The organism is Streptococcus infantis (assembly GCF_047465525.1).
Taxonomy (GTDB): Bacteria; Bacillota; Bacilli; order Lactobacillales; family Streptococcaceae; genus Streptococcus; species Streptococcus infantis_R.
The window spans coordinates 26,205-50,739 of the sequence record NZ_JASGZS010000008.1 but is presented as its reverse complement, the minus strand read 5'-3'; the positions used below and the strand labels follow the sequence as shown (position 1 = coordinate 50,739).

Genomic DNA, 24,535 nt, shown 5'->3' with positions numbered 1-24,535 from the left:
GAATATATATTACTTTATTCTACTACTTTTTCAAAAAAAGTGCTTGATTTTATTGTACAAGTGCATTTATTTGACCTATTTAAGAATTAATTTCCGAACAATACTACAAAAATAATAGAAAAAGCTGGTCTATAGGCGAACCAGCTCTTCTATTTGATTGATATTAAAATGGAAGTTCCTCTTCTTCCAAGACCAAATCTGCTAAGTCTTGTCCTGCATTATTTTCACGCATAGCACGTTGGGCGCGACTTTCTAAGAGTTGGAAACCTGTACAGAGAACTTCTGTTACATAGTTGGTCTGGCCATTTTTCTCAAACTTACGGATACGAAGTTCCCCATCCACAGAAATGAGACTACCCTTGCTTCCATAACTCGCCAAGGTTTCAGCAAGCTTGCCCCAGACTACAATATTGATGAAGTCTGCTTCACGTTCTCCGTTTTGGTCTTTATAACGACGGTTCACTGCGATAGTTGCTCGTGCGACGGACTTGTCATTGTTGGTTTTGTGCAATTCTGGTGTTGCCACGATTCTTCCAATAAGAATAATTTTATTATACATTTTTTCATCCTCCTACTTATCTATTCGAAGGTAAAAGAAAAAAGTTACAAAATTTGTAACTTTTTTAAATAATGTTAATCTCTGTGAATCATAAATCCAGTGGCTTGTTGATTGGCCATAATGGTCATATCTGTGATTTGCACACGACGTGGTTGACTACTCACATAAACTACAGCATCTGCGATATCTTGTGCCTGCAAGGCTTCAAGTCCCTGATAGACCGTTGCAGCCCGTGCCTCATCTCCATGGAAACGGACTTTTGAAAAATCAGTCTCTACAATACCAGGCTGAATAGTTGTCACCTTGATATCAGTCGCAATGGTATCAATCCGTAGTCCATCTGAAAATGTTTTGACTGCAGCCTTGGTTGCTGAATAGACTGCTGCACCAGCGTAGGCGTAAATACCTGCGGTTGAACCCATATTAATGATATGGCCTTGATTTGCAGTCACCATAGAAGGCAAGAGACAACGAGTGACTGCCATCAAGCCCTTGACATTGGTATCCAGCATGGTCAGCATATCCAACTCTTCATAGTCCTGATAGGGAGCTAAGCCTAAAGCAAGTCCAGCGTTATTGACCAATATATCAATCTGACCCACAGTTTCTAAAATTTCTGAACAAACAGTCTTAACCATTGTCATATCGGTCACATCAAGGGGAAAGGTCCAGACTTTTTGATTTGGAAAAGCTTCTGCAAACTCAGTTTTGAGAGATTCAAGTCTTTCTGTTCGACGCCCTGTGAGAACAATATTCTCACCTTTTTCTAGATAGGCACGCGCGATTGCTTCCCCAATACCTGATGTTGCACCTGTGATCACAACATTTTTTGCCATCTTACTTTCTCCTATCTAACTGAACAAATTTAAGCTGTCCAGTGTTTAGACGGATCGAATGGAGTTCCAACAACTTGGTCTTCGGACAATTCAATGACACCACGCTTTTGTGGAGCATTTGGCAAATGCAATTCACGAGGACTGCACATCATCCCAAAACTCTTTTCACCACGAAGTTCCCCTGGGAAAATGAGATTCCCTTTTGGCATCATAGCTCCTGGAAGAGCTACAATGGTTTTCAAACCAAGACGCGCATTTGGAGCACCTGCCACGATTTGCACTGTCTTATCATTTCCAACAGCAACTTGACAGATGTTCAAGTGATCACTATCTGGATGTGCTACCATCTCGACAATTTCACCAACGACAAATTTCGGTTCCTTGTCATTGATAATCTCTTCGGTAAAATCTTGAGCTTGCAATTCTTGGTTCAAACGAGCTACTTGGTCGTCTGTCAAGAATACTTGGCCACGTTCCTCAATTTCGAATAAGCTAGAAACTTCAAAAATATTCCAAGCAACAGTTTCACCTGTTTCCTTTAGGAAAACACGCGCCACATTGCCTTTACGTTCAACATCTAGTTTAGCATCGCCACTGTTTTTCACGATGACCATAAGGACATCACCGACATGTTCTTTGTTATATGTAAAAATCATTCTTTCTTTTCTCCTATTTTAATCCTGCTAAAAAGTCGTTAATTTGTGCCTTGGTTTTACGGTCACGATTGACAAAGCGTCCAATCTCCTTGTCCTTGTCTAAAACAACAAGACTTGGAATTCCGTAAACATCCCAAAGTTTAGCTAGTTCCATGTACTCATCACGGTCTACTCGTATAAAGGTAAACTCTGGATTTGATTCTTCAATCTCTGGCAAAGCAGGGTAGATATAACGACAATCGCCACACCAATCCGCAACAAAAAGGAAGACTTTCTTGCCATCCTGCTCTACTAGATTAGCTAGTTCTTCCAAACTATGAGGATTTATCATAAGACTTCCTCCTCATAGATGAGATCTTCATCTTCATAGACAAAGGTATAGTGACGACCATCTTCAAAAATGACACCACCAACGAGACGCTCTAAGCTACTTTCGTAGACTTGGACATAGAGAGTCGCAATTTCACCCATCTCTGAAAAGGAGTCACGCAAAATAGCGGTCAACTCTTCCTGCGTTTTCATGAGTTTGTGGTCATCGGCTACTTTCTTAGCTCCGAAAGCAAGTGCTCCGAGGCCTACTAATGCCAAACCTGTTTTAATGATATTTTTCGTTTTCATGCTAACATTGTAACACAAAAAGATAAGTAGGACAAATCGTGAATGCTATTTTCGTTTGAACTATAGTGCCTTATTTCAAGAAATATTGACTCCTATCTCCTCCTATGCTACAATACCACAAAATAACGATTTACTTATCCATAAAATTCTAAGGAGACTCTATATGAACAAAGAAAGTTATTTTGACGGTGGATTACTCAGCTTTATCGGGCACTCGATTGTCGCTTTTTTCATCATTGCCTTAACTCTAGGAATTGCCACACCTTGGGCCGTTTGTTTTATGCAAGATTGGAAAGTCCGACATACTGTCATCGATGGTCAACGCTTATATTTTGATGGAACTGGCGCCCAGTTATTTGGAAATTGGATCAAATGGTTCTTACTGACGATTATCACTCTTGGAATCTATTCATTTTGGTTAAAAATAAAAACAGAACAATGGATTACCAAGCATACCCATCATATGTAAAAAGTGCGGTTTATAGACCACACTTTTTTATAGCTCTTAATAATGTCTCTCACCAAATAAACCTTCCGGCAAATCATGGAAATCCTTGCCTGCCTTGAAATTTTCAAATTTGCCTAGCAAGAACTGGTAGGCATCCAAGCGACTTTCATAGCGAATCATGGCATCTTTAGCACGCTCATCTTGATCTTCTTCATAGACCTTTTGGCTTTCCTTGAGCGCCATATCATTAATCATGATTTGGGTATTAACCCAAGCTTCAAATTCTTTCATAAATTCTTGTTCGTAACTCATTTTTTCTCCTTATTCTAATCCACGGAAATAGTCTGTATCAATCTCACGGTAAGGCTGGATATCCTGAACATACTCCAAGACTCCTTGAAATTCTCCATTTTCATCGTGTACCGCAGCGTATATGATATGGACAAACTTACCTCGTGACTCGGACTTGAACCACATCTCATACTTGTCCTTGACCCCGTCACGAAGACCTTTCATAATGGTCTTTACCTTATCAAGGTACTTGGGTGGGTGACAAAGCTCAACATTGCGCCCGACTTGAGACGGTGTCCGCTTGAAAATCATCTCATCTGCTGGCGTATTGTCATTGTAATACTGGAAAATATCATCCTTATTGACAAAGGTAATCTCCATAGGCAGGTGATTGAGAATAAGATTAGCCTGCTCGACTGAGAGATAGCCATTTCCAAAAGCCTGTTGGCTATGGCGGTCCAGCACTGTTTCCTTTTCCTTAGGTGTGAAGGTGATGGTAAACTGACCTTCTGGCGTATCGATAACCTTCTGAACTTGGCCTTCTACAGTTTCTGGCTGACTTGGTTCTTCTACACTTTTCTTCTCACCAAAGCTTTTACGTTCAGGTACCCATTTCTCAGATGGTCGGATGATAGCATAGCCATAAGCATCACTTTCCTCGGCAATCTGAATCCAGTCATCCTGGGTAAAGGATTCGAGCAGAATCATGAGGAGGATAGATTCTTCCTTGAAAATCATACTCTCAAATTCTGTCGCAAAAGCCTCAAAAGCTTCCTTTACAGTGGAAATCGGAACTTCTGGCAATGACTTGGTTGACGCTAAAGCTGTTTGATAGAGTTCCCTGACTTGGTCATCCACTCCCCACATGACTTTTGGTGGTGAGTCATGTCCGTAACGCTCCATGATTGGAAAAAAGAGTTCTTCCTTACGCTGATAATGACGGTCAAACTGACCTACAAGGCCCATCTGCCGAACCAAACCCTTACGCATCTCCGCAAGCATTTCCTCGTCTTCCATAGATTCATATGTATCTAACAATCTACGAACACGAATCAAGGCCGCACGGAGGGCTAGATTTTCATCCTTAAAGACACGCACGGGATGACCTGGATGCTCTGTATCTTCAACTTCGACACCCCTAACAGCATTTTTAAAGAGATTGGCATGGACATCACAGAGCTCCATGACGTCTTCAAAGGTCACACCTGAGTCCGAGTTCATCAACTCGTGCTCCATGAGAGAAATCTCGATAGCTGATACACCTGTAAAGATTGCATCAAAGCGTTCCTGAACGGATTCAGGTGAGGCTCCATTATGCAATTCTAATAAAATATCCCGTAGGACATGAATTCGTTCATCTGCCATTAGTCTAATCCAATCACTTCGTAACCATTTGCTTCAAGTGTGCGTACAATCTTATCCATAGGAGTTCCCTCGAGCTTAGACCCCTGTTTGAGCGATACTTTTCGTCCGACTGTATTTCTCATCAAAGGATTTGCAAGAGGTTTAAAACCAAGTTCTACTAGGATATCTAAAACTTCTGGATGCTTGTCCACCACTTCCGCAACAGGAATAGATACATCAATGATATTGTCCATCATAACCTCCATCATTTTCTCTAACAGTTTTTTCTTTTTTATTATACCACAAGGGCAAAGATTAAAAAACTAGCAGTAGAAGACTTGCTAGTTTATTTCGTATCACTTCATTATTTCTAATTATATAGACTCTTCCTAGTAAAACCTCAAAGTCTTATCCTTACCATGATCATCAGAGAAGTTTGAAAAACCAGTCTATGATTTTGAAAAGAATCTTATAGAACAGTAATTGGAAGGCGAAAGAGACTAAAAACCAGAGAATTTTTATCAGACCAACAATTGGTGTTATAAAAAGAAGAGTGAAGAGCTTCCAAAAAGATTTCATTCTATATCCTCTGGCTTCATCAACCAAGTAGCTGTATCCATAAGCTTATCTACGAGAACTAATTTCCCCAAACTAACTACTGTGTTTTCATCTTTTTTTATGGTTTCTGCAACTTTTAAAGCTTGCCTTGTAAGAAGATAATTACCGTAGGTTTTGGCCAACACTTTTATGATCCCCATGTCAATCTCCTTCTATGATTTCCACTTCTTTTCGGATAGTTTCTATATCTTCTTGGTATTGATTTTCATCATAATTAACCAATTTAGATAATTCCTTCTGCAAACTCTCACCCATAGGTTTCATGGTTGCAAAGGTTAAGCCACCTGATATGACTCCACCTAAAATTGGAATAAATTTCCCCATTCCTTTAGCTAAGCTACCTTTTGTCAGGTTAATTCCAAAAATTTTCAAAACCTTTTTTAAAATTGGATACCAAAGTGTCTTCGTTAGTGCTTTCTGGGGAACTGTTTTCATCACTTGCTTAGCAATTGCAACACCACCAGCACGAAGCAAAGCAGCTGTTCCATTCACCCCAAGCATCACTCCCAGATAGAGCAAAAGGGTATTTTGAGCATCTTCGCTCAACTCATCACGAGAAGCCCAGAGATCATCATAGCCGTAAATATAGCCTAACTCTTGAGCTAGTTTTAATGAAAATGCGTAAAACTGGGCTACATCTGCTGGTATAGTAACCGCCATAGCAAGCCCACCAGGTAATCCAGCTAAAACAGAGGTCCCACTTGCTAACAAGACATTATCTCTAATACATGCGTTTGCTACTCGATCTAAAACTTCCTGAGACAACAAGGCTGTTGGTCCCTGTTCCAATAATATAGGGACATCCCTTGGATCCAATTCATTAGAAAATTTATCAACTAAAAATTTTGATCGATCAACTTTAACAACTGGCAGTTTCACAACTTGTTGCAATACTTGCATAGCAATATCTTGTTCAGCCATTTCTATCTCCCTGTAATTTTTTTATTATATAATATCATACCATATAAAGCGACAATTATAAAGCGTTTTCGTATCATATTTTATCTTTCATTTTTCCACACAAAAAAGAGGGTTGCCCCTCTTTCTGCTTAATTTTTATCCAGATTGCGTAGCATCTCGTCAATCTTGTTTCCATATTCGATGGATTCGTCTTTGACGAAAGTTAAGTCTGGAATTTTGTACAATTTCAAATTGCGACCAAGTTCACGTTTGATGGTGCCAGTTGCTTTTTCAAGCCCGACTTGAGCTTTCTGATTATCTGAGGCAAGATTACTCAAAATAGTGTAGTAAACCTTAGCCATAGATAAATCACCTAGCATCTGAACATCAGTGATAGTCACACCTTGGACACGCGGATCACGGACTTTCTTTTGCAAAATCTCATTGACTTCGCGCTTGATTTCCATGCCCACACGGTCCGTACGGAAATGATTTGCCATGCTTTTTCCTTTCTCTCAATTGAACCAAAAGCTAGGCCAGCAGACCTAGCTATTTTTAAACTTATTGATTTTCAATTCAAATTGAAACGAAGTTCAATTTGAACTTATCTGCTTCTTTCGCCGTGGTGAAAGTGATTGGACTGATAATTCAGTTCAATCACTGGGGATTTTTGAGACTCTAGGCTCAAAAATAAGCAATGAAACCATCGGTTTGCTTGCGTCCCTCACCACCTAAGAAAGGAGCAAAAATCTTATCTCTTGATTTCTTCCATGATGTAGGCTTCAATCACATCATCCATCTTGATATCATTGTAGCCGTCAATCATGAGACCACCTTCACGGCCATTTGTTACTTCTTTGACGTCATCTTTATAGTGTTTCAAGCTAGCTAGGGCACCATCGTAAATAACGACACCGTCACGGATGACACGGACTTTAGAGTCACGGGTAACTTTACCGCTGGTAACCATAAATCCACCGATTGTTCCCACTTTAGATACCTTGAAGGTTTCGCGGATGATCGCTTCACCGATAACTTTTTCTTTAAATTCTGGGTCAAGCATCCCTTTCATGGCTTCTTCCATCTCTTCGATAACCTTGTAGATGATACTGTGGAGACGGATTTCTACATCGTCAGCTTCTGCTTGTTGACGAGCTTGTGGTGTAGGACGTACGTTGAAACCAACGATAAAGGCATTTGAAGCTTCGGCAAGAGTCACGTCAGATTCATTGATAGCACCTACTGCTGAGTGAACAATAGTTACTTTAACGCCTTCCACATCAATCTTTTGAAGTGATGCAGAGAGAGCTTCAACAGAACCTTGTACGTCGGCTTTGATGATGACGTTAACAGACTTGAGTTCTCCTGCTTTAAGGGTATCAAAGAGGTTTTCAAGGCTGACACGTTGAGTAGCTTGACGTTGCTTCATAAGGGCACGTTTAGCACGTTCTTCACCAGCTGCACGGGCAGATTTTTCATCTTCGTAAACGGCAAAGTGGTCACCTGCCATTGGCGCTTCGTTCAAACCTGTGATCGATACTGGTGTTGATGGGCCTGCAACCTTCACACGACGTCCGAGGTCGTTGGTCATAGCACGGACACGTCCAAAAGTATTTCCGACAACGATTGGATCTTGGACATTCAAAGTACCTTGTTGAACAAGGAGGGTTGCGACCGCACCTTTTCCTTTATCCAAACGAGCTTCGATAACAGTACCGATGGCACGAACTGTTGGATCAGCTTTGAGCTCTTGAATTTCAGCCACAAGTAGAACAGTTTCCAAGAGTTCATCGATATTTTGGTTGAACTTGGCTGAGATTTCTACGAACTCAGAATCTCCACCCCAAGCTGTTGACATAACACCATGTTCAGCCAATTCACCGATCACACGTTCTGGGTTAGCACCTGGTTTATCGATTTTGTTGATAGCTACGATGATTGGAACATTAGCCGCTTTTGAGTGGTTGATGGCTTCGATAGTCTGAGGCATTACCCCGTCATCTGCCGCTACGACCAAGATGGTAATATCGGTAACAGAAGCACCACGCGCACGCATAGAAGTAAAGGCCGCGTGTCCTGGTGTATCAAGGAAGGTAATCTTCTTACCATTTTCTTCGATCTGATAAGCACCGATATGCTGAGTGATACCACCGGCTTCTCCCGTAGCAACACGAGAATTACGAAGGGTATCCAAAAGGGTTGTTTTACCATGGTCAACGTGTCCCATGATCGTTACAACTGGTGGACGTTCTACGAGTTCATCTTCATTGAGATAACCCTCTTCAGCAAAGAAACGTTCAATATCAGCATTGTCCACTTCAACTTTCTGTTTAGCTTCAATACCGTAATCTACCATGAGGAGTTCGATTGTTTCACCGTCCAAGGACTGATTTTGTGTCGCCATCACACCCATCATGAAGAGTTTCTTAACAATCTCAGCTGGTTCGCGTTTGATACGTTTTGCGATTTCCGCAACGGTCATACCATCTGTATATTCAAATTCTGTTGGCAATTCATGGAACTTACGCTCTGTAACAGGTTTTGGTGCCTGATTACGGTTGTTTTGCTTATTGCCTTTTTTATTCTTTTTGTTATTGTTCCAGTTACTATTTCTTTGATTTCTCACTTGATTTTGACTACTTCGATTCTTTTGTTGTTTTCTAGGACCATCTTCTTCGTGATCGTAATCATCACGATCTTTGTCTGGTCGGGCTTGTTTCTTACGACGTGTATCCACTACAGGTTCTTTAGCTGCAGGAGCTACTTCAACCACTGGTTGAACTGGCTGCGCTTGTTCAGCTAACTTAGCAGCTTCTTCAAAGATTTCCTCAGGTTCCTTGCGTTTGTTTGCTTGAGCCAAGGCTTCTTTGGCAGCTTGAGACTGCTTGAAACGTTCCTCACTTGAACGAGCATATTCTGCATTTTGCTCTGCTTTTAGAGCAGCTGCACGGGCTTTGAAGTCAATGCGTGGGCCTACTTGATTTGGACGTTTGTCCTCTTGCTGACGACGATCATTCCCACGATTTTGCTGACCTTGTTGTTTTTTACCTTGATCATTGAATCGACGGTTATCGCGATTGCCTTGACCTTGTTTGCCACCGTTACGGTTATCATTTTTTTGACGATTCCCATTTTGTTGATGGTCACGGTTATTACCCTTATTTTGCTTGCGTCGTTCAGCCTGCTCTTTTGCACGTGCTTCACGCTCAGCCTTAAAGTTTCGACTCTGCGGTTTTGCTGGTGCCACTTTTTCTTCTTTAGGGGCAACAGTTGCTGCTGGTTTTGCCTCTTCCTTAGTGACAACTGGCTTTGGAGCCACAGGTTTCGATTCTACCTTTGGAGCAGGAGCAGGTTTAAAACTTGCTACGATTTTTGAAGCAGCTGCTTCCTCCACACTTGATGAGTGGCTTTTTACATCCAAGCCCAACTCTTTTGCACGCGCTACAACTTCTTTACTTTCTTTTCCAAGTTCTTTTGCGATTTCGTACAATCTTTTCTTAGACAAATCATGTCCTCCTCTTCTATTCCATAAGAGACCTCATTTTCTTTGTAAATCCAGCATCTGTCACAGCCAAAACTTTTCTTGATTTTCCGACTGCTATGCTTAATTCCAGTGTTGAAAACACGGTAATAACTTCTACTTGATAATAATGACTTTTATCCTGAATCTTCTTGGCCAGGTTGGGACCAGCATCATGGGCGAGAAATACCAGCTTTACTTTCTGGTCTTGAATGGCCTTGACCACCATTTCTTCACCCGAGATGATTTTCCCTGCTCTCTGAGCAAGACCCAAGAGATTGGCAATTTTTTGCTTATTCAAGTCCTAACTCTCTTCTTTTCACTTTGTGATCAACATAGGCAATCAACTCGTCATAAAAGCTTTCTTCAACTTCCATACTAAAGCTACGGTTAAAGACTTTTTTCTTTTTGGCCTCAAGGGCTTCTGCATTGTCTAGCTTGATATAAGCACCACGACCATTAGCCTTGCCTGTCGGGTCGATAAAGACCTGTCCCTCTTTGTTCTTGACAATACGGAGCAAGTCACGCTTATCAATCACTTCATTGGACACAACAGACTTACGCAAAGGGATTTTTCTAGTTTTCATCCTTCCCTCCTCTGATCAGCTTTTATTCTTCGACCAATTCGTCTGTTTCTACCTGGTCAGCTTGTTCTGCTGCTTCCATGGCTTCAAACTCACTTGCAGACTTGATATCGATACGGTAGCCAGTCAAGTGAGCTGCCAAACGAACGTTTTGTCCACGACGACCAATCGCAAGAGAAAGCTTGTTATCTGGCACAACGACCAAGGCACGTTTGCTGTCGTTTTCATCAAAGATAACTTGGTCAACTTCTGCAGGAGCGATAGCGTTGTAGATAAATTCAGCTGGATCTGCTACCCATTCGATAACGTCGATGTTTTCCTCGATTGGGACCATACGATCGCTCTTAGCATCGTAGCGAGCTGGGTGGAATTTGCTAGTAATTTTCTTAATGTTAGCACCACCACGTCCGACGATTGTCCCGATCGCATCCACGTTTGGATTGTGACTACGAACAGCAACCTTGGTACGGTCACCTGCTTCACGAGCTACGCTCATGATCTCAACAGTTCCGTCATAAACTTCTGGAATTTCTTGTTCCATCAAGCGTTTGATCATTTCTGGATGGCTACGGCTTACAAAGACATTCACTCCACGAGGATTGTCTTCAACCTTGTAGACATAAACTTCAATACGATCGTGGGAAGCAAAGACTTCTCCAGGGATTTGGTCTTGTTTTGACAATTGAGCTTCGATGCTGCCAAGGTTGACATAGATAAAGCGATTATCGAAGCGCTCCACTGTACCTGACATGATTTCTTGCTCATGCTCTTTGTAAGTATTGTAGGTAATGGCACGTGTTTGCTTGCGCATTTTTTCCATGATGGTTTGTTTGGCAGATTGAGCTGCTACACGACCAAACTCACCTGGTGCTTCTTCAAATTTAATCTTGTCCCCAAGCTCGTAAGCTGAGTTAATGGCAAGAGCATCTTTTAAGCTGATTTCCAAACGGCTATCAAATACTTCATCAACTACTTCACGAACAGTATAAACTGTAAAGTCACCTGTCTTTTCGTTGAAATCAATGGCTACGCTGTCTGATTGACCATAGCGTCTGCGATAGGCTGAACGAAGTGATTCCACCACTGCATCAATGATGTCTTCTTTTTTGATTCCCTTGTCTTCTTCCAAAATGCGGAAGGCCTCTAGCATTTCTTTACTCATCTTCTATTCACTTTTGAATCTTCAAAAGCTTCCTTTCTTTTACTATAATTTTACTGCTAAACGTGCTTTTGACACCAAACTGTATGGGATTTGGACCGTTTTCTTACGTGTCTTGTCCATATATTCCATAGTCAACTCATCCTCTTCAAAGGTTAGCAAGGTTCCTTCAAAGACCTTTTGCTTATCGATGGCTTGGTAAAGTCCAACATGGATGTATTTCCCAACCGCTCCAGCGACTGCTTCCTTGGTTTTCAAAGGACGTTCCAAGCCTGGGCTGGTGATTTCTAGGAAATATTGTTCTGGGAAGGGATCTGGCTTGATAGTATCTAGGACAGGACTGATAATCTCTGTCAAGTCCGCTGTGTCGTTCAAGGTAATTCCCTCTGGTTTATCTACAAAAATACTAAGAATCATGTCACTGCCAATCTTTCCGTACTCGATATCCACGAGTTCAAAGGGAGCTTCAATGACAGGTTCTACGACTTCTCTGACTAATTCTACGATAGTTGCGATTGCGTCCACCTCCTCATAAGCAAGAGGCGAAGATATTTCCCCGCCTCACTTTCTCATATTCTTACTTACAGTATAGCACTTTTGACTACTTATGTAAAGTATAAGCACTCAGAAGGCTTGATTTTAAGCTTTTTCTTAAAATTCTGCCTCAACTCGATAGATGACCTGACCCTTACTTGAGAATTTTTCTTCATATTCTGTCATGACATTGCCTTCAAAGTCGCTGGCGTGCAAATCCAACCAAACGCCATTGAGCTTCATGCCGTATTGAGAAAAACTCACTAGGCTATATTCAAATAAGCCACGGTTATCTGTCTTGAAATGAATCTCACCGTGTTCAGGCAAGATACGCTTGAAGGTATCCAAGAAACTCTTATAGGTTAGACGACGCTTTTCATGGCGCTTTTTAGGCCACGGATCTGAAAAGTTTAGGTACAAGCGATCAATCTCACCATCTTCAAAGTAGTCGGTCAAATCAGAACCATCAACCCACAACAACTTAATATTGGGTACAGAGATTTCCAAAACCTTGTCCAAGGCATAACTCAAAACAGACTTTTGAATATCAATCCCGATATAGTTGATATTAGGGTTTTGCTTGGCCATACCTGTCACAAAAGCACCCTTACCACTACCAACCTCAACATGGATAGGATTGTCATTTCCAAAGAGGTCTCGCCATTTTCCTTTGGCTTCTAAAGGATTTAAGACAACATACTGAGGATTAGCCTCTAGTAATTCTGTTGCCCCTTTACGATTTCTAACTCTCATCTCTTCTTTCCATACTTGTCACGGAAGATGCGCAAGGCATAAATCTCCCGATTGACATTTTCTAGATCTTCATTTGTATAATATTTGGCAATCTGGCTCAAGAAGGATAACTGAGCATACCAAAATAGTTTGTTGATGACTGTTTGGTTGTATTTGTAACCGTAATAAGTCAACCACTCTTTCCACTGATAGTCTGGAATATAGTGACATAGCATATGCGCTACATCAAACATGCGATCCGTTAAGCGAACGGAATCCCAATCCACTAAATAAACAAGACCGCTCTCTGTCTCAATCCAATTACTATGTCGTACATCTCCATGAACGATCGTTGCATAATCTTCCCTAAAGTTTGGCAAACTTCCTCGCAAATCCTCTACTACCATTCTTAGATATTGATTGTTCTTCAAGGATTCTGGAGCATCTTTTAACCAAGCCTGAAGCAAGTCAAAAGGTGTTTCTAAAGAATAGCCCAAACGAGTCAATTGCGTCATCAAAGGACGCGAACGATGCAAGCGGCTCAAAATATTGATAATCTGCTTGCGATTCATATCATAAGGGGTCAAAATTTTACCATTCAACCATTCTTGGGCACACATATCACGCCCATCCGATAAACGGCGAGTCCATAATAATTGAGGAGCGATTTGTTCCTTGGCTAAACCAGGTAGGATTGGAGAGGTGTTCATTTTAATAAAGACGCGCTTCCCATCAGGGTAGCTTCCCATATAAGCTTTTCCGCTTTTCCCAGGTATAGGGGTCAGCGTTAGCTCAATATCACCCAAGTCCATTTCTTTCCTCCGTATAAAGTTTCCTTACTATTCTACTAGTTTTTAGCTTATTCGTCAACCAGTCCAGACCTGATTCTCAAATAAAAGCCTCTGGGGTGGTTTGGGTTATCATTATAGAAAGAAAAAGGTAAGCACAATCTCCTACTTACCTTTCATGATTTTTATAAATAAAATAAGAGTGGCCAACTGTTGTAAAACATATGGACTAGAGTAGAAACCCATAGGTTTTGGCTCTTTTTATAAGCAAAGCCCAGCAACAAGCCCCCAAGTAGATAAAAAATAAACGAAGGGACATTAGAAGGTCCATGCATGAAAGAAAAAAGAGAGGAAGTTAGAACAAGTCCTAACCAAGAATTTTCAAATATAGCCCCCTGAAGAAGTCCCCTGAAAATGAGTTCCTCCTGGATTGGTCCAAAAACTGAGGTAGTCAAAATCAAAGACAGAGAAATTCCTTTGCTGACTTCCTCCAAGTGTTGAACTCCTGCTCCAGAAGAAACAGCGAAGAAATGAATATAAACTAGCGTCTCAAGCACACTTAGAAGAAAGATTGCAATGAAAAGTAAAGGTTGTTTCTTGCTTAACATCCCAAAAGAAATCATTTCAAACTTTCTAGCATAAGCAACACTCAGCGCGGTTACAAGAAGACTTACAATAATCAATGCAGATTCATTTTGAAAAAAATCCCCATGGTTAATCGTATAAGGAACTGCAATTACGATTATTAGTACTAAAAATCCAAAAAAAAGGCATGAAATTTATTAAAAAACTCCATAAAACTATCCTCCTCACCAAACAGACTTTCCTACACATCATCCTTTAGTTCTAGCCTTTCCAAAACAAACCATTTTAATAACCAAAATCCGACCACATAGCCAGCCCCTAAGAATATAGCTATAAAAGCTAGCATGGGATTCAGAAAATAAAAGACCACCACAGATACAAAGGTTAGCACAAAAACGTTAAAGGCAATAGTGTCAGAAGCCAAGACTAGAATATAAGGTGTCAACCAGTCTAAGGTTTTTGAATCTAGGAAAAATAAGTGTTTATACATGATAACCTCCTCTATGGCTGAAAAGCAAGCCTTTTGGTTTTTTACCCCAAGACCCTATGTAGAAAAGTGAGCAAAAATGGTAAGTTTGCGATGATATTATTAACAATATGAATCGTGTAAGAAGGATAGATAGTCTTGGTATATCGTGTCAAACCACCAAATATACATCCAACTGCTGTATAAACCAGGATGTCTAGTAGACTTGGCAAACTAGAAAAGTGAGGCAAGGCAAATAGGACTGACGGAAATAGAATATCCAGTCCCCATCTTGAATTCTTAAAGAAGGCATGTTGAAGCAGTCCCCTACATACCAATTCTTCCATCAGAGGCCCTAGTACGATTAAGGTTAGGTAAACTCCGAACTCTGCAAAATTGGTCTCACTATAAGCAATAAACAAATTCCAACCTTCGTTTGTCCCCTGAACATGTTTAGCTGTCAGATAGTTAAAGCTTATAAGAACGACAGCTGCTAACATCGTCAGAACAGAATAACTCAACCACTTTTTCCTAGGGATACGAAAGAGATAAGCATGGCCCGACCTAACCAAGAACCACATCATCAAACCGATAAAGAGAAGACTGATGATGTTTCGAATCCAGATAAGATTTCCTACCCAAGACGAGAACTCCCAATAATTTCTCCAAAATTGGGTTGTCCAAAACAATCCGAAAAACAGAAACAAATAAGAAAGAATGGCACTTGTTTTGAAAAGAATAGAATATTTTTTCACAGAAACTCCCTAATGGCTTTGCTATCGTAACTATCAACAATTATCATTTAATCCTCCAGCATTCAGTCTCTGTAGTTCTCACTAAACCTTTGACAGGCTAATACTTCTCCACCGTAGTCTAATTTTGTTACTGTTCGAAACTGTACCTAGCTAGTCACTCGTTTTCCGTCTAGTCGTAGCCAAGTCTTTTCAATAGAACAATCATCCTTTTCCCACACGATCATTTTATAAAACTTGATAGTCTCGATGAAAAGTTGTGGCAGATACCACTCTATGATTTGTGAGGTCAAGATAATCTCCTGGATAGCCAAGGACATACATACTATAACCAGCAAAACCTCCTCCTGCCGTTCCGACTAGGCCAATTTTGAGATTGGTTGCAAGAGAAGACTGAAGCCCTGCCATTAAAATTCGGACATGATTGTCTAGCCATACTATGTAATTCTTTTGAAAGGCGTCTTCTACCCAACTTGGTTTAGGAGTATCTTTACCAATTTCCCAAACTTCTACTATTTGATTTTTATATTTTGCTTGCATCTTTTTAATCTTTCTTTTAAGATTCTCACAGGGTTTTTATGTTCTTCTTGCCTGGTCTATGTTTTAGCAGACTATAGATCGTAACAGGGGTACTTACCAGTACAAGGACATGTCTCCAGAGCTCTGTTGAAATCATGAGTACTCTTATACAAAGAACAAGAGATAGCAATATTATTACAACTCGAGCAAATAAATCTAACAATTCGACATACTTTTTCATATGATTCCTCCTTTTAGAATCATCAAAATAAGGATGCAAGAATTTTGCATTTTACAGATGATCCTTAGCAGATATTATTTTAAAATCATCCATCTTATTTTGATGATCTATTCCAGACCTATAAAACTTCTATGTTCAAGATTCAAAGTGGCTTTTTCTCCATTTTTTATTGGACTGAACGAAGATATAAACCGAAGCAAAGTATGCTAGTGCATCCATTACATAATACCACTCATTTCCCCTAAGCGGATAAAGACAAGTTTGCATGATTACATACAAGATGACAATCGTAATTATTTTTTTCGCCATAAGAATCACTCCTTTATTTCAGTTTAGCATTGGTATCCTTGTGATTTTTCACTTTTAGTATAGCACTACTTTTTTAGGCTTTGCATCCAAATCTTAAACGGTCATCAAAAACTCTTAAATTGCAAGAACTTTTCTTAAAAAGACCAGCAGTCTGAAAACACTGCCTGTAAGTTCTTTTTTTATCTTACTTTTTATAATACTTCAAGCCCCAAATGAGCAGCAGCATGATGAATAAGCAGAGAACAGAAGCAATATAACCAATCAGTTGTTGATAGGATTCTGCCGCCGTCATACCTCTATACAAACCGATAATAGACATAAAACCTGTCAATCCGATGAACATGAGTTGATTGGTTCTAGGATTGACCAACTCATCATCTTCAAACTTTCTCACTCTCATTTCTCTAGTGAGGTAAACAATCACCAAAATAGAAGCCAAGTTGATAATCACTAGAAGCAATTGGAAAACCAAGGAAAAATGTAAAAACTGACGAGATAGAAATAAATAAGTAGAGATCAGTACAGGTAACTGACCTAGGAACAATCTAGCTAGGAAGATGTTTCGTTTTTTTGAAAGAAAAGTTTTCATTTCTTTACTCCTTTCTTTTTAATGATAGCAAAATAGATCATAACTGCAATCAGATAGGCTATGGTATAAAATAAATGATACCAATTACTCTCCCCAAGCGGAGACATGATTAGATACAAGATGAAAATGACAAGTATTTTTTGCTTCATAAGATTTCCTCCTAAATGTGTGCTTTATTTCAGTTGAGCTATATCCTTTACACTGCTAGTATAGCACTCCTTTTGAACTTAATTCCTCAAAATCATGAATGGTCATTAAAACCTCCTAAATTGTAGAAAAAATGAAAAAAGCAAGCAGTGAAAATATGCTTGCCCTAATAAAACCTAACAAATCAAAATGTACTTAACTTTACTTCCCTTTTTTCTGATACATTCTCATGATAGCTAGGACGAGAAAGGCTATCCAGCTTGATAAAACTAGAAGGGTGAGGCCTGTATGTAAGATTTCAGGTGTCCTCTCTATTCGGCTGATGAGACGGACTAAGGAAACCACTGCCATCTGAATGAGGAGCAAGGATTCTGCCCTAACCAATGATGTCTGCTGATTTTCAACTGCATGTAAAAAGGCTGGCAGCAAGACACAGGTTGCAACAATTATTATCAGATTAGCTCCTGTACCTTCTCCCTCATTGACTAGAGAAAACATGAGAAGATTTGATAGGATGATCAGTACAGAACAAGCTATAAAATAAGATTTCTGGTTCATTTGTTTTTCCTCGAATATTATAAAAAATCAGGCTGGATAAGGACAAATCGTTGCAATGTTTTTCAACCTAAAATGCCTAGGTCCTCTTGTTCACACATTCTCTAATCAGAACTTGACAGCAAATGAACCGCCAAAACCTGACGAAAGACTTGATCTTGACAGGTGGTATTGAGACTGGCATTGGGATAACTTTCCACAATCTTCATGACAGTATAAAGACCAACACCTCGATCCTCCCCTTTAGAACTAACTCCAAAAGAGAAGATTTCAGAAACATCTATACCCTCTTCTTTGATGGAATTTTCAATGATGAAGGTTTCCTGTGCTCCATTTTTTATAAAGGCGATTGAGACACGAGGCTGACTGGCCTCTGCACTAGCTTCAATGGCATTGTCACAAAGGATAGACACAATAGTCAGAAAATCAAGCAGACTCATACTCTCGACTTGAATCTCCTCAGGAACTTCGACATTAAAGACAATATCCTTTTCTCTGGCTTTTAGAAATTTTCCTGCTAGGAGACTTTTAAGGGCACGATCCCGAATATTCACCAATCTGCCAAGGTCATATTTATTGTCCTGCAATTTTTGGCTAGAGTCCTTTAAGACGGAGTCGTAGACCTCTTTTATCTGCTCCATATCCTCCTCTTCAATGCCCAGACGTAAGCTGGTCAAGAGGTTGGTGTAGTCATGGCGAAAACTCCGCACTTCCTTGTAAAGCTCCTCTATATGCCGACTATAGCGTTCCATATCTCTATAGCGCAAGTCCTGTTCTTGGTTCAGTCTCTCATGGAGTTTGTCCTTCAAATAAGCATCCAGCTTCTTGATAATCCCCATAAAAAAGAGTAGATAAAATACTAGAATGAAATGGCGAATAGTCGTTGATTGAATATCTTGTACATATTCTAAATAAGACAAACTTTGCATCACTAGATAGTAGGCTCCCATTATCCAGTTAATCTTAGTCAGGGACTTTTGAAAATCTTTATCTAGAATCTCCCTTCTCAAGCTAGTAAAATCATAATCTAACCATTTCAAAAAGACTAAGACTATGGAGCAAACGAATATCATAATCAACAAAAAGAGAGGATTTCCATCTCCATCTACAATCCCTTGCCCCAAAAATGGAAGTACAAAATAGGAAACTCCTCTGTAAAAGAGATTCACCAATATTATTGGAAAGAGGCCATAAAAGAAAAGGAGTTTTTTAGGAAGCCCTCTTAACAATAAGAAAGATAAGCCTATGCCGAACAAGGGTTCTATAAAATATGACAGATAGTCACTCACAACTAAAAATTGAAAAGTTGCAAAAATGGCCGCTAGAAGAAATTTCAAAAGAAAAGCCTTAAAAATCCTCTCAAAAGTGAGACCAATTCCATCTACCTTAAAGAATATGACAATTTTTAATCCATTAGTAACAAGCGTGTACAACAATATCCAAGCAATATTCATAAACTCTCCTAGCTCAGTGTAAGTTATTAATAGCCTCAGACACTTCCCTGACCTTATAACGTACGATTAGACAGCTTCCATCATTGGGAAAGAATAGGAGTTTCTCTTTCTTATCCAAACGAACCACATTGGTTGGATTGATGAGAAAGGAGCGATGGCACTGCAAGAGACGTGGCTCCTGCTTGAGAACCTCCTCTAAACTAGCCGTAAATTCCAGCCTGTCCGTCTTGGTATAGAGAATAACACGATGGGGTCTTGGAGACGTTTCGAGATAGTAAACCTCTTTAAAAGGATACTGGAATTGAGCAAATTTTGATTTAAAGTAAAAGCAATCGTCCGCCAGACTTTTACTATCTTGACTATTGGCATAGAGGAGGGCTGTCTCGATACGAGATTCAAACTCCTCTGCCGACAAGGCCTTATCAATGTAGTCCAAAGCTGAAACTTGGTAGCGAAAAGACAGGGGCATAAACTCTGAGTGAGTCGTCACAAAGACAATCAGGGCATAAGGATCCCGATCCCGAATCTTTCTAGCCACTTCCAGACCCTTCATCTCTTCGTTTCGAATCTCAATGTCCAAAAAGAAAAGCTGATGCGCCCCCTTCTCATGCACCTCTGCCAGCAGTTGGTTTGGCTTGCCAAAAACTTCAAAAGAACTGGGAATGATACTCTGTTTTTTCAAAAGTTTTTCAATCGTCGTTTCAATTCTTGCTTGTTGGGAAAAATCATCTTCTAAAACAAAAATTCTCATCTTCTTACTCTCCTTCTTTCAACCATTTTTGGCGAATTTCTCTATAACGACGTCTGGAATACTGAACAGCATATCGACCTTCTTCTCCAAGAAAAAGAGTCTTTGATTGGAGTTCCATGGATTTTACTCGTTCAAGGTTGACCAGACAATTCCGATGACATCTCGTTAAGGTTTCCCCATATTGTTTCTCAAGCTTGCTTAAATTTTGAAACAGATCAAAGCTAGCTTCTTTAGTAAAAATCTGCACGGTATGGGCTTTACTTGGATGCGTTTGGATATAGTAGATATCCTTTATGTTTAATTTAAAAATTTCTTTCTCTTTTTGGATGATGATATAGTTCATGGATAAAACCTCCTGTAGAGAGGATATCATAAGTCTAGCAACTAATTTTCACCAAATCCTAAACGGTCCTCAAAAATTCCTAAAGTGTTGAATTTTTTACTAAATAACCATGATAACCTTACAACTATTTTATCATAAAATCCCGCTATTACCATTCAGGAAATTTCAATAACAATTAAAGATTTGTAGGTAAAAAAAGAGTAAAAAGTGATAGGCTAGGATTATAGAAAGACAAAGGCTTAAAACAACTTTAAAACCATCACAAAGGAGGAATTCTCATGACAGAAACAGACCCAATCAAAAGAGCTCAGACACTGATAACTGAGTTAAACAAAGCCTACCAAGTCTGCAAACAGGCAACAACTGACGATGTCCGTTTCCAGGAGCAACTGGACAATATCCTCTGCTTTCTCTCTAAAGCTGAGACAGTGGATAATCGATTCTTGATTGAGCTGGAAAAATTTTACCAAACTTCCAGTCTTCTCATGGGCCTCAGTGCTCTCAATCCAGATGCCCCTACCCGTGCCGCTTGGAGAGCCTATGACCGCTTCCACTTTGACCAAGTCAAAACCAAGTTGAGTCTCTACGGGCCAACCCTTATCTTGTAGTAACTAAAAAGAAGCTGAGACAGATTGAACTCAACTTCTTTTTTAGTATCATATAAGCAATGTTATACTCAATGAAAATCAAAGAGCAAACTAGGAAGCTAGCCGCAGGTTGCTCAAAGCACTGCTTTGAGGTTGCAGATGGATGCTGACCTAGTTTGAAGAGATTTTCGAAGAGTATTAGTCCTGCATCTGACGTTTCACCTGATAAGGGAGATACAAAATTTGTAAGACCAGTCCAGCTCCAAGGAGGGCTAGAAGGGCTAGTTTTTCTTGGAGGGTGATCAACCCAACTACCAGTTGAACCAATAAAACAAAACCAGTCAATCCTCGGACAACCGCCTGTAACCCTTTTTCCTTTTGCCCCTTGTCTAGCGGGAAAAGTTGAGTCAAATATTGGTAATCAAAGGCATGATAGAGGGCCAGCAACTGGAAGAGTAGGAGATAGTTAAATAAAACTACCACTGCTGTCGCTATCCAAGCTTGCTCGATAAAGATCAACGCCAGCAAAGATAGGAAGAGGAGACGAAGACTGAGGGCAAAAAGATCTCCATTTCGCAAATAAGAACGAAGATAGAGGTTCTGCCAGATCTTGCTCGGCACCTTCTGAACTGCTTTTAGGATAAAGTCTAGATAAGCTCGTCGCTTGACGCTGTTTGAAATTCCCTTAACTTGGGTAAAGAGGGCAAAGAAACGAAGCAAGAACTGCTTGCGTTTACTTTCTTGGGCAATCACATAGTCCCAGTCCAGATGATTTGCACTAAAAAACTTGCCAGTCTTTTTCTGAAATAGGAAATATTTCCCGACTCCCAAAAGAAGAACATAGAACCCAAAAACACCTAAGCCCAAGCCCATGGCTAAAAATAGAGGGGCAAAAAGAAGCAAAAAGAGAGTCTGTACACTGACCCAAAAGATGAAGGAGACCAGACTTTGCTTCTGGATGTGTTCTCTCACTTCTTCTTCAGCTACTAAGAGAAAGAGCTTATCAGGCGCTTCCACATAGGTCGCGATTCCACCCCAAAGCATGAGTAAAACAGAGACAATCCCAATTAAACATAGGATTGGTAAGTGATTCTCAGGAAAATGCTGGAGCAGTTGACTATACTGATAGGCTAGAAAACCTACCAAGACCAGTAAAAACAAGACAAAGTGGTCATTGAGCACATAGCGCAGATAACCGACACACTCTTTACGAAAAGCCTGCTTTCGCTTTAGAAACAAGTCTTTCATCGGTCCTCCTCTTTGGTCAAAGCCAAATAGATATCATTGAGACTTGCTTGAGGCATAGCAAAAGCTTGTCTCAACTCTTCAAGATCCCCTTTAGCTCTCACTTGTCCTTTGTGAAGAATGACAAAAGAATCACACATTTTTTCAGCAGAGTCAAGAACGTGGGTACTCATGAGAATCGATTTCCCCTTTTTCTTTTCTTCGTCTAAAAGCTGAATCAAGTCAGAAATCGCCAAAGGATCAAGACCAAGGAAAGGTTCATCGACGATAAAGAGACTAGGATCCACGACAAAGGCACAGATAATCATGACCTTCTGCTTCATCCCTTTTGAAAAATGAACTGGGAACCAGTCTAATTTCTGATCCAAACGGAACATTTTTAAAAGCGGTTCTACACGTTCAAAAGCTAGATTTTGCTCAATACCATAGGCCATGGCAACCGTCTCGATATGTTCTCTGAGAGTCAATTCCTCGTACAAACTAGGAGTTTCAGGAATATAACCAATCTGCTGTCGATATTCACGAGGATTGGCACCTAAGGTTAGCCCGTCGATGTTGATTTCTCCACTATAAGGTGTCAACAAACCGATAATTTCATTGATGGTCGTCGATTTCCCAGCACCATTGAGACCGATCAAACCGACCAACTGCCCACTCTGGACTGTAAAGGACACATCTTTCAAGACAGGAACATGAACATAGCCCCCAGTCAGGTTTTTAATTTCTAACATATTTTCTCCAAATCTGGTATAATGTAGCTATATTATATCAAAATTCAATACAGTAGAGGTAGATTTTATGTCAGATTGCATTTTTTGTAAAATTATCGCAGGGGAGATTCCCGCATCAAAGGTTTACGAAGATGATCAAGTTCTTGCCTTCCTTGATATCTCACAAGTGACCCCTGGTCACACCTTGGTCGTACCCAAAGAACACCATCGCAATCTTTTAGAAATGGATGCTACAAGCGCTAGCCAACTGTTCGCACAAGTACCAAAGATCGCTCAAAAAGTCATGGCAGCTACTAAAGCTGAAGGTATGAATATCATCGCCAACTGCGAGGAAGTAGCTGGACAAACTGTTTTCCATACCCATGTCCACCTTGTTCCTCGTTACAGTGCAGATGACGACCTCAAGATTGACTTTATCGCACACGAACCAGACTTCGACAAACTTGCCCAAGTCGCTGAAACTATCAAAAATGCTTAAGGAGTCACTATGAAACTATCAAACTTACTACTTTTTGCAGGCTCTGCAGTTGGTTCCTACCTCCTCGTTAAAAATCGTGAAGCTATCACTGAAGAAGTTTTAGATACTACTGATCGCGTTGAAGCCATTAAGGATGACTTGGATATCATCCAAGATAGCCTGCAAATTATCGACCAACAAAAAGAACTCATCAAGGAATATCAAAAAGATTTGACCTATAAGTTTAAAGTCCTAGAAAAAGACCTTCAAGCAAGACTTAGTGTGATAAAAGAATTACAAGAAACTGAAGAAAACTAAGGAGAGGAAAACTCCAACTTTCCTTATTTCCCTTTTAAATTCATTTTGGGTTAGCAGATCTTAGTAGACCAGGGAGGGCATGAAAATGAAACAGTTGTTTAAAGTTCTGACGCGTATCATCCTGATCATTTGTAGTGGCCTCTGCCTTCTTGCAGCCCTAGCATTTCTAATACTGGCCAATCTGTTCAAGGCCTCACCGAGTGACATCAGAAAAGGAAATGAAGCCTTAAAACAAATCTTTATCTCCCTTGACCTACCTCCTGAAAAAGTAGAATCAGATGGACACTATGAATTCGAGGGTGGAGGCTTAGATTTTTATGTGACATTCTCTGATGAAGTTATCAATAGCCACCCCGTCCTAAAAGAAAGTCCTAACCTGACTAAAAACCGACTCAAAGTCTATGTCCTAAACACAGGAGATATTTCCTACCATTCAGTAGAAGACAACTTATTCAATCATGGTTTATTCCAATTTTTAGAGGAGGAAAGCAGGAAATATTTCCAAGAAATCGGAAAGAAATCAAATCCTTCTTACTTTATTCTCTCTTGGCAGGATTCGGAAAGCATGAAAAAGGGAATCGCATTCTATGAAAAAGCTTTGACCTTGGTGGATATTCAGGATAATTCGGCAATTAAGCACATTGATACCGTCACCGTGAAACCTGGTAAGGAAGCGGAACTCAGGCAACTCATCCAGGATATGGATGAGGCTGGCTTACTCACTCAAAGATATCAATAACAGACTAGTCTGAGAATGATTTCTCCCATGCTAATACTCTTCGAAAATCAAATTCAAACCACGTCAGCTCTATCTGCAACCTCAAAGCAGTGCTTTGAGCAACCTGCGGCTAGCTTCCTAGTTTGCTCTTTGATTTTCATTGAGTATAACATTCTAACGA

At 40.1% G+C, this 24,535-nt stretch carries 35 protein-coding genes and 1 pseudogene; 5 read left to right on the top strand and 31 right to left on the bottom strand.

Features of this window, described 5'->3' with window-relative positions; translation table 11 throughout:
* Positions 1-163: 163 nt before the first annotated feature.
* The 5 genes from QM374_RS04275 to QM374_RS04255 form a co-directional block, all read right to left on the bottom strand.
* Entirely contained in the window at positions 164-559 is a 396-nt protein-coding gene (locus QM374_RS04275) for a single-stranded DNA-binding protein (RefSeq protein ID WP_414310973.1), read from the bottom strand.
* A 74-nt stretch (positions 560-633) separates the two neighbouring features.
* The gene (locus tag QM374_RS04270; RefSeq protein ID WP_414310972.1) at positions 634-1,395 is read right to left on the bottom strand and encodes an SDR family NAD(P)-dependent oxidoreductase; all 762 of its coding nucleotides are present in this window, start codon (positions 1,393-1,395) and stop codon (positions 634-636) included.
* Positions 1,396-1,424: 29 nt separating this feature from the next.
* A complete protein-coding gene (gene ytpR / locus QM374_RS04265; protein ID WP_414310971.1) occupies positions 1,425-2,051 on the bottom strand; it encodes a YtpR family tRNA-binding protein in 627 nt (208 codons plus the stop codon).
* A gap of 13 nt (positions 2,052-2,064) precedes the next feature.
* Positions 2,065-2,382, bottom strand: coding sequence for a thioredoxin family protein (locus tag QM374_RS04260; RefSeq protein ID WP_301559778.1), 318 nt, complete (start codon positions 2,380-2,382; stop codon positions 2,065-2,067).
* The gene (locus tag QM374_RS04255) at positions 2,379-2,669 is read right to left on the bottom strand and encodes a DUF4651 domain-containing protein (RefSeq protein WP_414310970.1); all 291 of its coding nucleotides are present in this window, start codon (positions 2,667-2,669) and stop codon (positions 2,379-2,381) included. The genes QM374_RS04260 and QM374_RS04255 overlap by 4 nt, the downstream gene beginning before the upstream one ends.
* A gap of 163 nt (positions 2,670-2,832) precedes the next feature.
* On the opposite strand from QM374_RS04255, the gene QM374_RS04250 reads away from it, so the two are divergent.
* Positions 2,833-3,138: a DUF898 family protein gene (locus tag QM374_RS04250; protein ID WP_414310969.1), complete on the top strand. Its 306-nt coding sequence runs from the start codon at positions 2,833-2,835 to the stop codon at positions 3,136-3,138.
* Between the two features lie 36 nt (positions 3,139-3,174).
* On the opposite strand, the gene QM374_RS04245 is transcribed toward QM374_RS04250, so the two are convergent.
* The 24 genes and pseudogenes from QM374_RS04245 to QM374_RS04130 form a co-directional block, all read right to left on the bottom strand.
* The gene (locus QM374_RS04245) at positions 3,175-3,429 is read right to left on the bottom strand and encodes a DUF1912 family protein (RefSeq protein WP_049527031.1); all 255 of its coding nucleotides are present in this window, start codon (positions 3,427-3,429) and stop codon (positions 3,175-3,177) included.
* 9 nt (positions 3,430-3,438) lie between these two features.
* Entirely contained in the window at positions 3,439-4,773 is a 1,335-nt protein-coding gene (locus tag QM374_RS04240) for a DUF438 domain-containing protein (protein ID WP_414310968.1), read from the bottom strand.
* Complete coding sequence (locus tag QM374_RS04235; protein WP_000368732.1) at positions 4,773-5,006, bottom strand: DUF1858 domain-containing protein; 234 nt, start codon at positions 5,004-5,006, stop codon at positions 4,773-4,775. The genes QM374_RS04240 and QM374_RS04235 overlap by 1 nt, the downstream gene beginning before the upstream one ends.
* Before the next feature lie 321 nt (positions 5,007-5,327).
* Positions 5,328-5,510 (bottom strand): hypothetical protein, encoded by a 183-nt coding sequence (locus QM374_RS04230; RefSeq protein WP_414310967.1) that lies wholly within the window; start codon positions 5,508-5,510, stop codon positions 5,328-5,330.
* A gap of 1 nt (position 5,511) precedes the next feature.
* Entirely contained in the window at positions 5,512-6,291 is a 780-nt protein-coding gene (locus tag QM374_RS04225; protein ID WP_414310966.1) for a hypothetical protein, read from the bottom strand.
* 128 nt (positions 6,292-6,419) lie between these two features.
* Positions 6,420-6,770 carry a 30S ribosome-binding factor RbfA gene (gene rbfA, locus QM374_RS04220; protein ID WP_001273596.1) on the bottom strand — a complete coding sequence of 117 codons (351 nt, stop codon included), beginning with the start codon at positions 6,768-6,770 and terminating at the stop codon, positions 6,420-6,422.
* Between the two features lie 251 nt (positions 6,771-7,021).
* Positions 7,022-9,775: a translation initiation factor IF-2 gene (gene infB / locus QM374_RS04215; RefSeq protein ID WP_414310965.1), complete on the bottom strand. Its 2,754-nt coding sequence runs from the start codon at positions 9,773-9,775 to the stop codon at positions 7,022-7,024.
* Between the two features lie 16 nt (positions 9,776-9,791).
* Positions 9,792-10,091 carry a YlxQ-related RNA-binding protein gene (locus tag QM374_RS04210; RefSeq protein ID WP_001041383.1) on the bottom strand — a complete coding sequence of 100 codons (300 nt, stop codon included), beginning with the start codon at positions 10,089-10,091 and terminating at the stop codon, positions 9,792-9,794.
* Entirely contained in the window at positions 10,084-10,377 is a 294-nt protein-coding gene (rnpM, locus tag QM374_RS04205; protein WP_000857562.1) for an RNase P modulator RnpM, read from the bottom strand. The genes QM374_RS04210 and rnpM overlap by 8 nt, the downstream gene beginning before the upstream one ends.
* Before the next feature lie 22 nt (positions 10,378-10,399).
* Positions 10,400-11,536, bottom strand: a complete 1,137-nt coding sequence (gene nusA / locus QM374_RS04200; RefSeq protein WP_000032287.1) for a transcription termination factor NusA — start codon at positions 11,534-11,536, stop codon at positions 10,400-10,402.
* Between the two features lie 42 nt (positions 11,537-11,578).
* A complete protein-coding gene (rimP, locus tag QM374_RS04195; RefSeq protein ID WP_049549658.1) occupies positions 11,579-12,058 on the bottom strand; it encodes a ribosome maturation factor RimP in 480 nt (159 codons plus the stop codon).
* A gap of 126 nt (positions 12,059-12,184) precedes the next feature.
* Positions 12,185-12,820, bottom strand: a complete 636-nt coding sequence (gene trmB, locus QM374_RS04190) for a tRNA (guanosine(46)-N7)-methyltransferase TrmB (protein WP_049549659.1) — start codon at positions 12,818-12,820, stop codon at positions 12,185-12,187.
* Positions 12,817-13,611 (bottom strand): cell cycle regulator CcrZ, encoded by a 795-nt coding sequence (gene ccrZ / locus QM374_RS04185; RefSeq protein WP_000362994.1) that lies wholly within the window; start codon positions 13,609-13,611, stop codon positions 12,817-12,819. Before ccrZ ends, trmB begins: the two co-directional genes overlap by 4 nt.
* Positions 13,612-13,772: 161 nt before the next feature.
* Positions 13,773-14,383 (bottom strand): annotated as a pseudogene (locus tag QM374_RS04180) (lysostaphin resistance A-like protein).
* 30 nt (positions 14,384-14,413) lie between these two features.
* Positions 14,414-14,662 carry an immunity protein BlpZ gene (blpZ, locus tag QM374_RS04175; RefSeq protein ID WP_414310964.1) on the bottom strand — a complete coding sequence of 83 codons (249 nt, stop codon included), beginning with the start codon at positions 14,660-14,662 and terminating at the stop codon, positions 14,414-14,416.
* A 41-nt stretch (positions 14,663-14,703) separates the two neighbouring features.
* Entirely contained in the window at positions 14,704-15,393 is a 690-nt protein-coding gene (locus QM374_RS04170; RefSeq protein WP_414310963.1) for a lysostaphin resistance A-like protein, read from the bottom strand.
* A 225-nt stretch (positions 15,394-15,618) separates the two neighbouring features.
* Positions 15,619-15,930 (bottom strand): role in replication, encoded by a 312-nt coding sequence (locus QM374_RS04165; RefSeq protein WP_414310962.1) that lies wholly within the window; start codon positions 15,928-15,930, stop codon positions 15,619-15,621.
* A gap of 355 nt (positions 15,931-16,285) precedes the next feature.
* A complete protein-coding gene (locus QM374_RS04160; protein ID WP_414310961.1) occupies positions 16,286-16,459 on the bottom strand; it encodes a hypothetical protein in 174 nt (57 codons plus the stop codon).
* Positions 16,460-16,643: 184 nt separating this feature from the next.
* Positions 16,644-17,048, bottom strand: coding sequence for an immunity protein (locus QM374_RS04155; RefSeq protein ID WP_414310960.1), 405 nt, complete (start codon positions 17,046-17,048; stop codon positions 16,644-16,646).
* On the bottom strand, positions 17,045-17,197 hold the full coding sequence (locus QM374_RS04150) for a hypothetical protein (RefSeq protein ID WP_148131794.1): 153 nt from the start codon (positions 17,195-17,197) through the stop codon (positions 17,045-17,047). Before QM374_RS04150 ends, QM374_RS04155 begins: the two co-directional genes overlap by 4 nt.
* Before the next feature lie 199 nt (positions 17,198-17,396).
* Positions 17,397-17,753 (bottom strand): hypothetical protein, encoded by a 357-nt coding sequence (locus QM374_RS04145; protein WP_414310959.1) that lies wholly within the window; start codon positions 17,751-17,753, stop codon positions 17,397-17,399.
* Between the two features lie 101 nt (positions 17,754-17,854).
* Entirely contained in the window at positions 17,855-19,204 is a 1,350-nt protein-coding gene (locus QM374_RS04140) for a sensor histidine kinase (RefSeq protein WP_414310958.1), read from the bottom strand.
* A 13-nt stretch (positions 19,205-19,217) separates the two neighbouring features.
* Positions 19,218-19,955: a response regulator transcription factor gene (locus QM374_RS04135; protein ID WP_414310957.1), complete on the bottom strand. Its 738-nt coding sequence runs from the start codon at positions 19,953-19,955 to the stop codon at positions 19,218-19,220.
* Between the two features lie 4 nt (positions 19,956-19,959).
* Positions 19,960-20,298: a LytTR family DNA-binding domain-containing protein gene (locus QM374_RS04130; RefSeq protein WP_248034717.1), complete on the bottom strand. Its 339-nt coding sequence runs from the start codon at positions 20,296-20,298 to the stop codon at positions 19,960-19,962.
* A gap of 278 nt (positions 20,299-20,576) precedes the next feature.
* Here QM374_RS04130 and QM374_RS04125 point away from each other — a divergent pair, with 278 nt between their 5' ends.
* Positions 20,577-20,906, top strand: a complete 330-nt coding sequence (locus tag QM374_RS04125) for a hypothetical protein (protein ID WP_049549671.1) — start codon at positions 20,577-20,579, stop codon at positions 20,904-20,906.
* A 177-nt stretch (positions 20,907-21,083) separates the two neighbouring features.
* On the opposite strand, the gene QM374_RS04120 is transcribed toward QM374_RS04125, so the two are convergent.
* Positions 21,084-22,133, bottom strand: a complete 1,050-nt coding sequence (locus QM374_RS04120) for an ABC transporter permease (protein ID WP_414310956.1) — start codon at positions 22,131-22,133, stop codon at positions 21,084-21,086.
* Positions 22,130-22,861 (bottom strand): ABC transporter ATP-binding protein, encoded by a 732-nt coding sequence (locus tag QM374_RS04115; protein WP_414310955.1) that lies wholly within the window; start codon positions 22,859-22,861, stop codon positions 22,130-22,132. The genes QM374_RS04120 and QM374_RS04115 overlap by 4 nt, the downstream gene beginning before the upstream one ends.
* A 67-nt stretch (positions 22,862-22,928) precedes the next feature.
* Between QM374_RS04115 and QM374_RS04110 the strand changes: the two genes are divergently transcribed.
* The 3 genes from QM374_RS04110 to QM374_RS04100 all read left to right on the top strand — a co-directional run bounded on the left by QM374_RS04110 (position 22,929) and on the right by QM374_RS04100 (position 24,375).
* On the top strand, positions 22,929-23,339 hold the full coding sequence (locus QM374_RS04110) for an HIT family protein (RefSeq protein ID WP_414310954.1): 411 nt from the start codon (positions 22,929-22,931) through the stop codon (positions 23,337-23,339).
* 9 nt (positions 23,340-23,348) lie between these two features.
* Positions 23,349-23,636, top strand: coding sequence for a hypothetical protein (locus QM374_RS04105; protein WP_414310953.1), 288 nt, complete (start codon positions 23,349-23,351; stop codon positions 23,634-23,636).
* 79 nt (positions 23,637-23,715) lie between these two features.
* Positions 23,716-24,375, top strand: a complete 660-nt coding sequence (locus QM374_RS04100; protein WP_414310952.1) for a hypothetical protein — start codon at positions 23,716-23,718, stop codon at positions 24,373-24,375.
* The last annotated feature ends 160 nt before the right edge of the window (positions 24,376-24,535 follow it).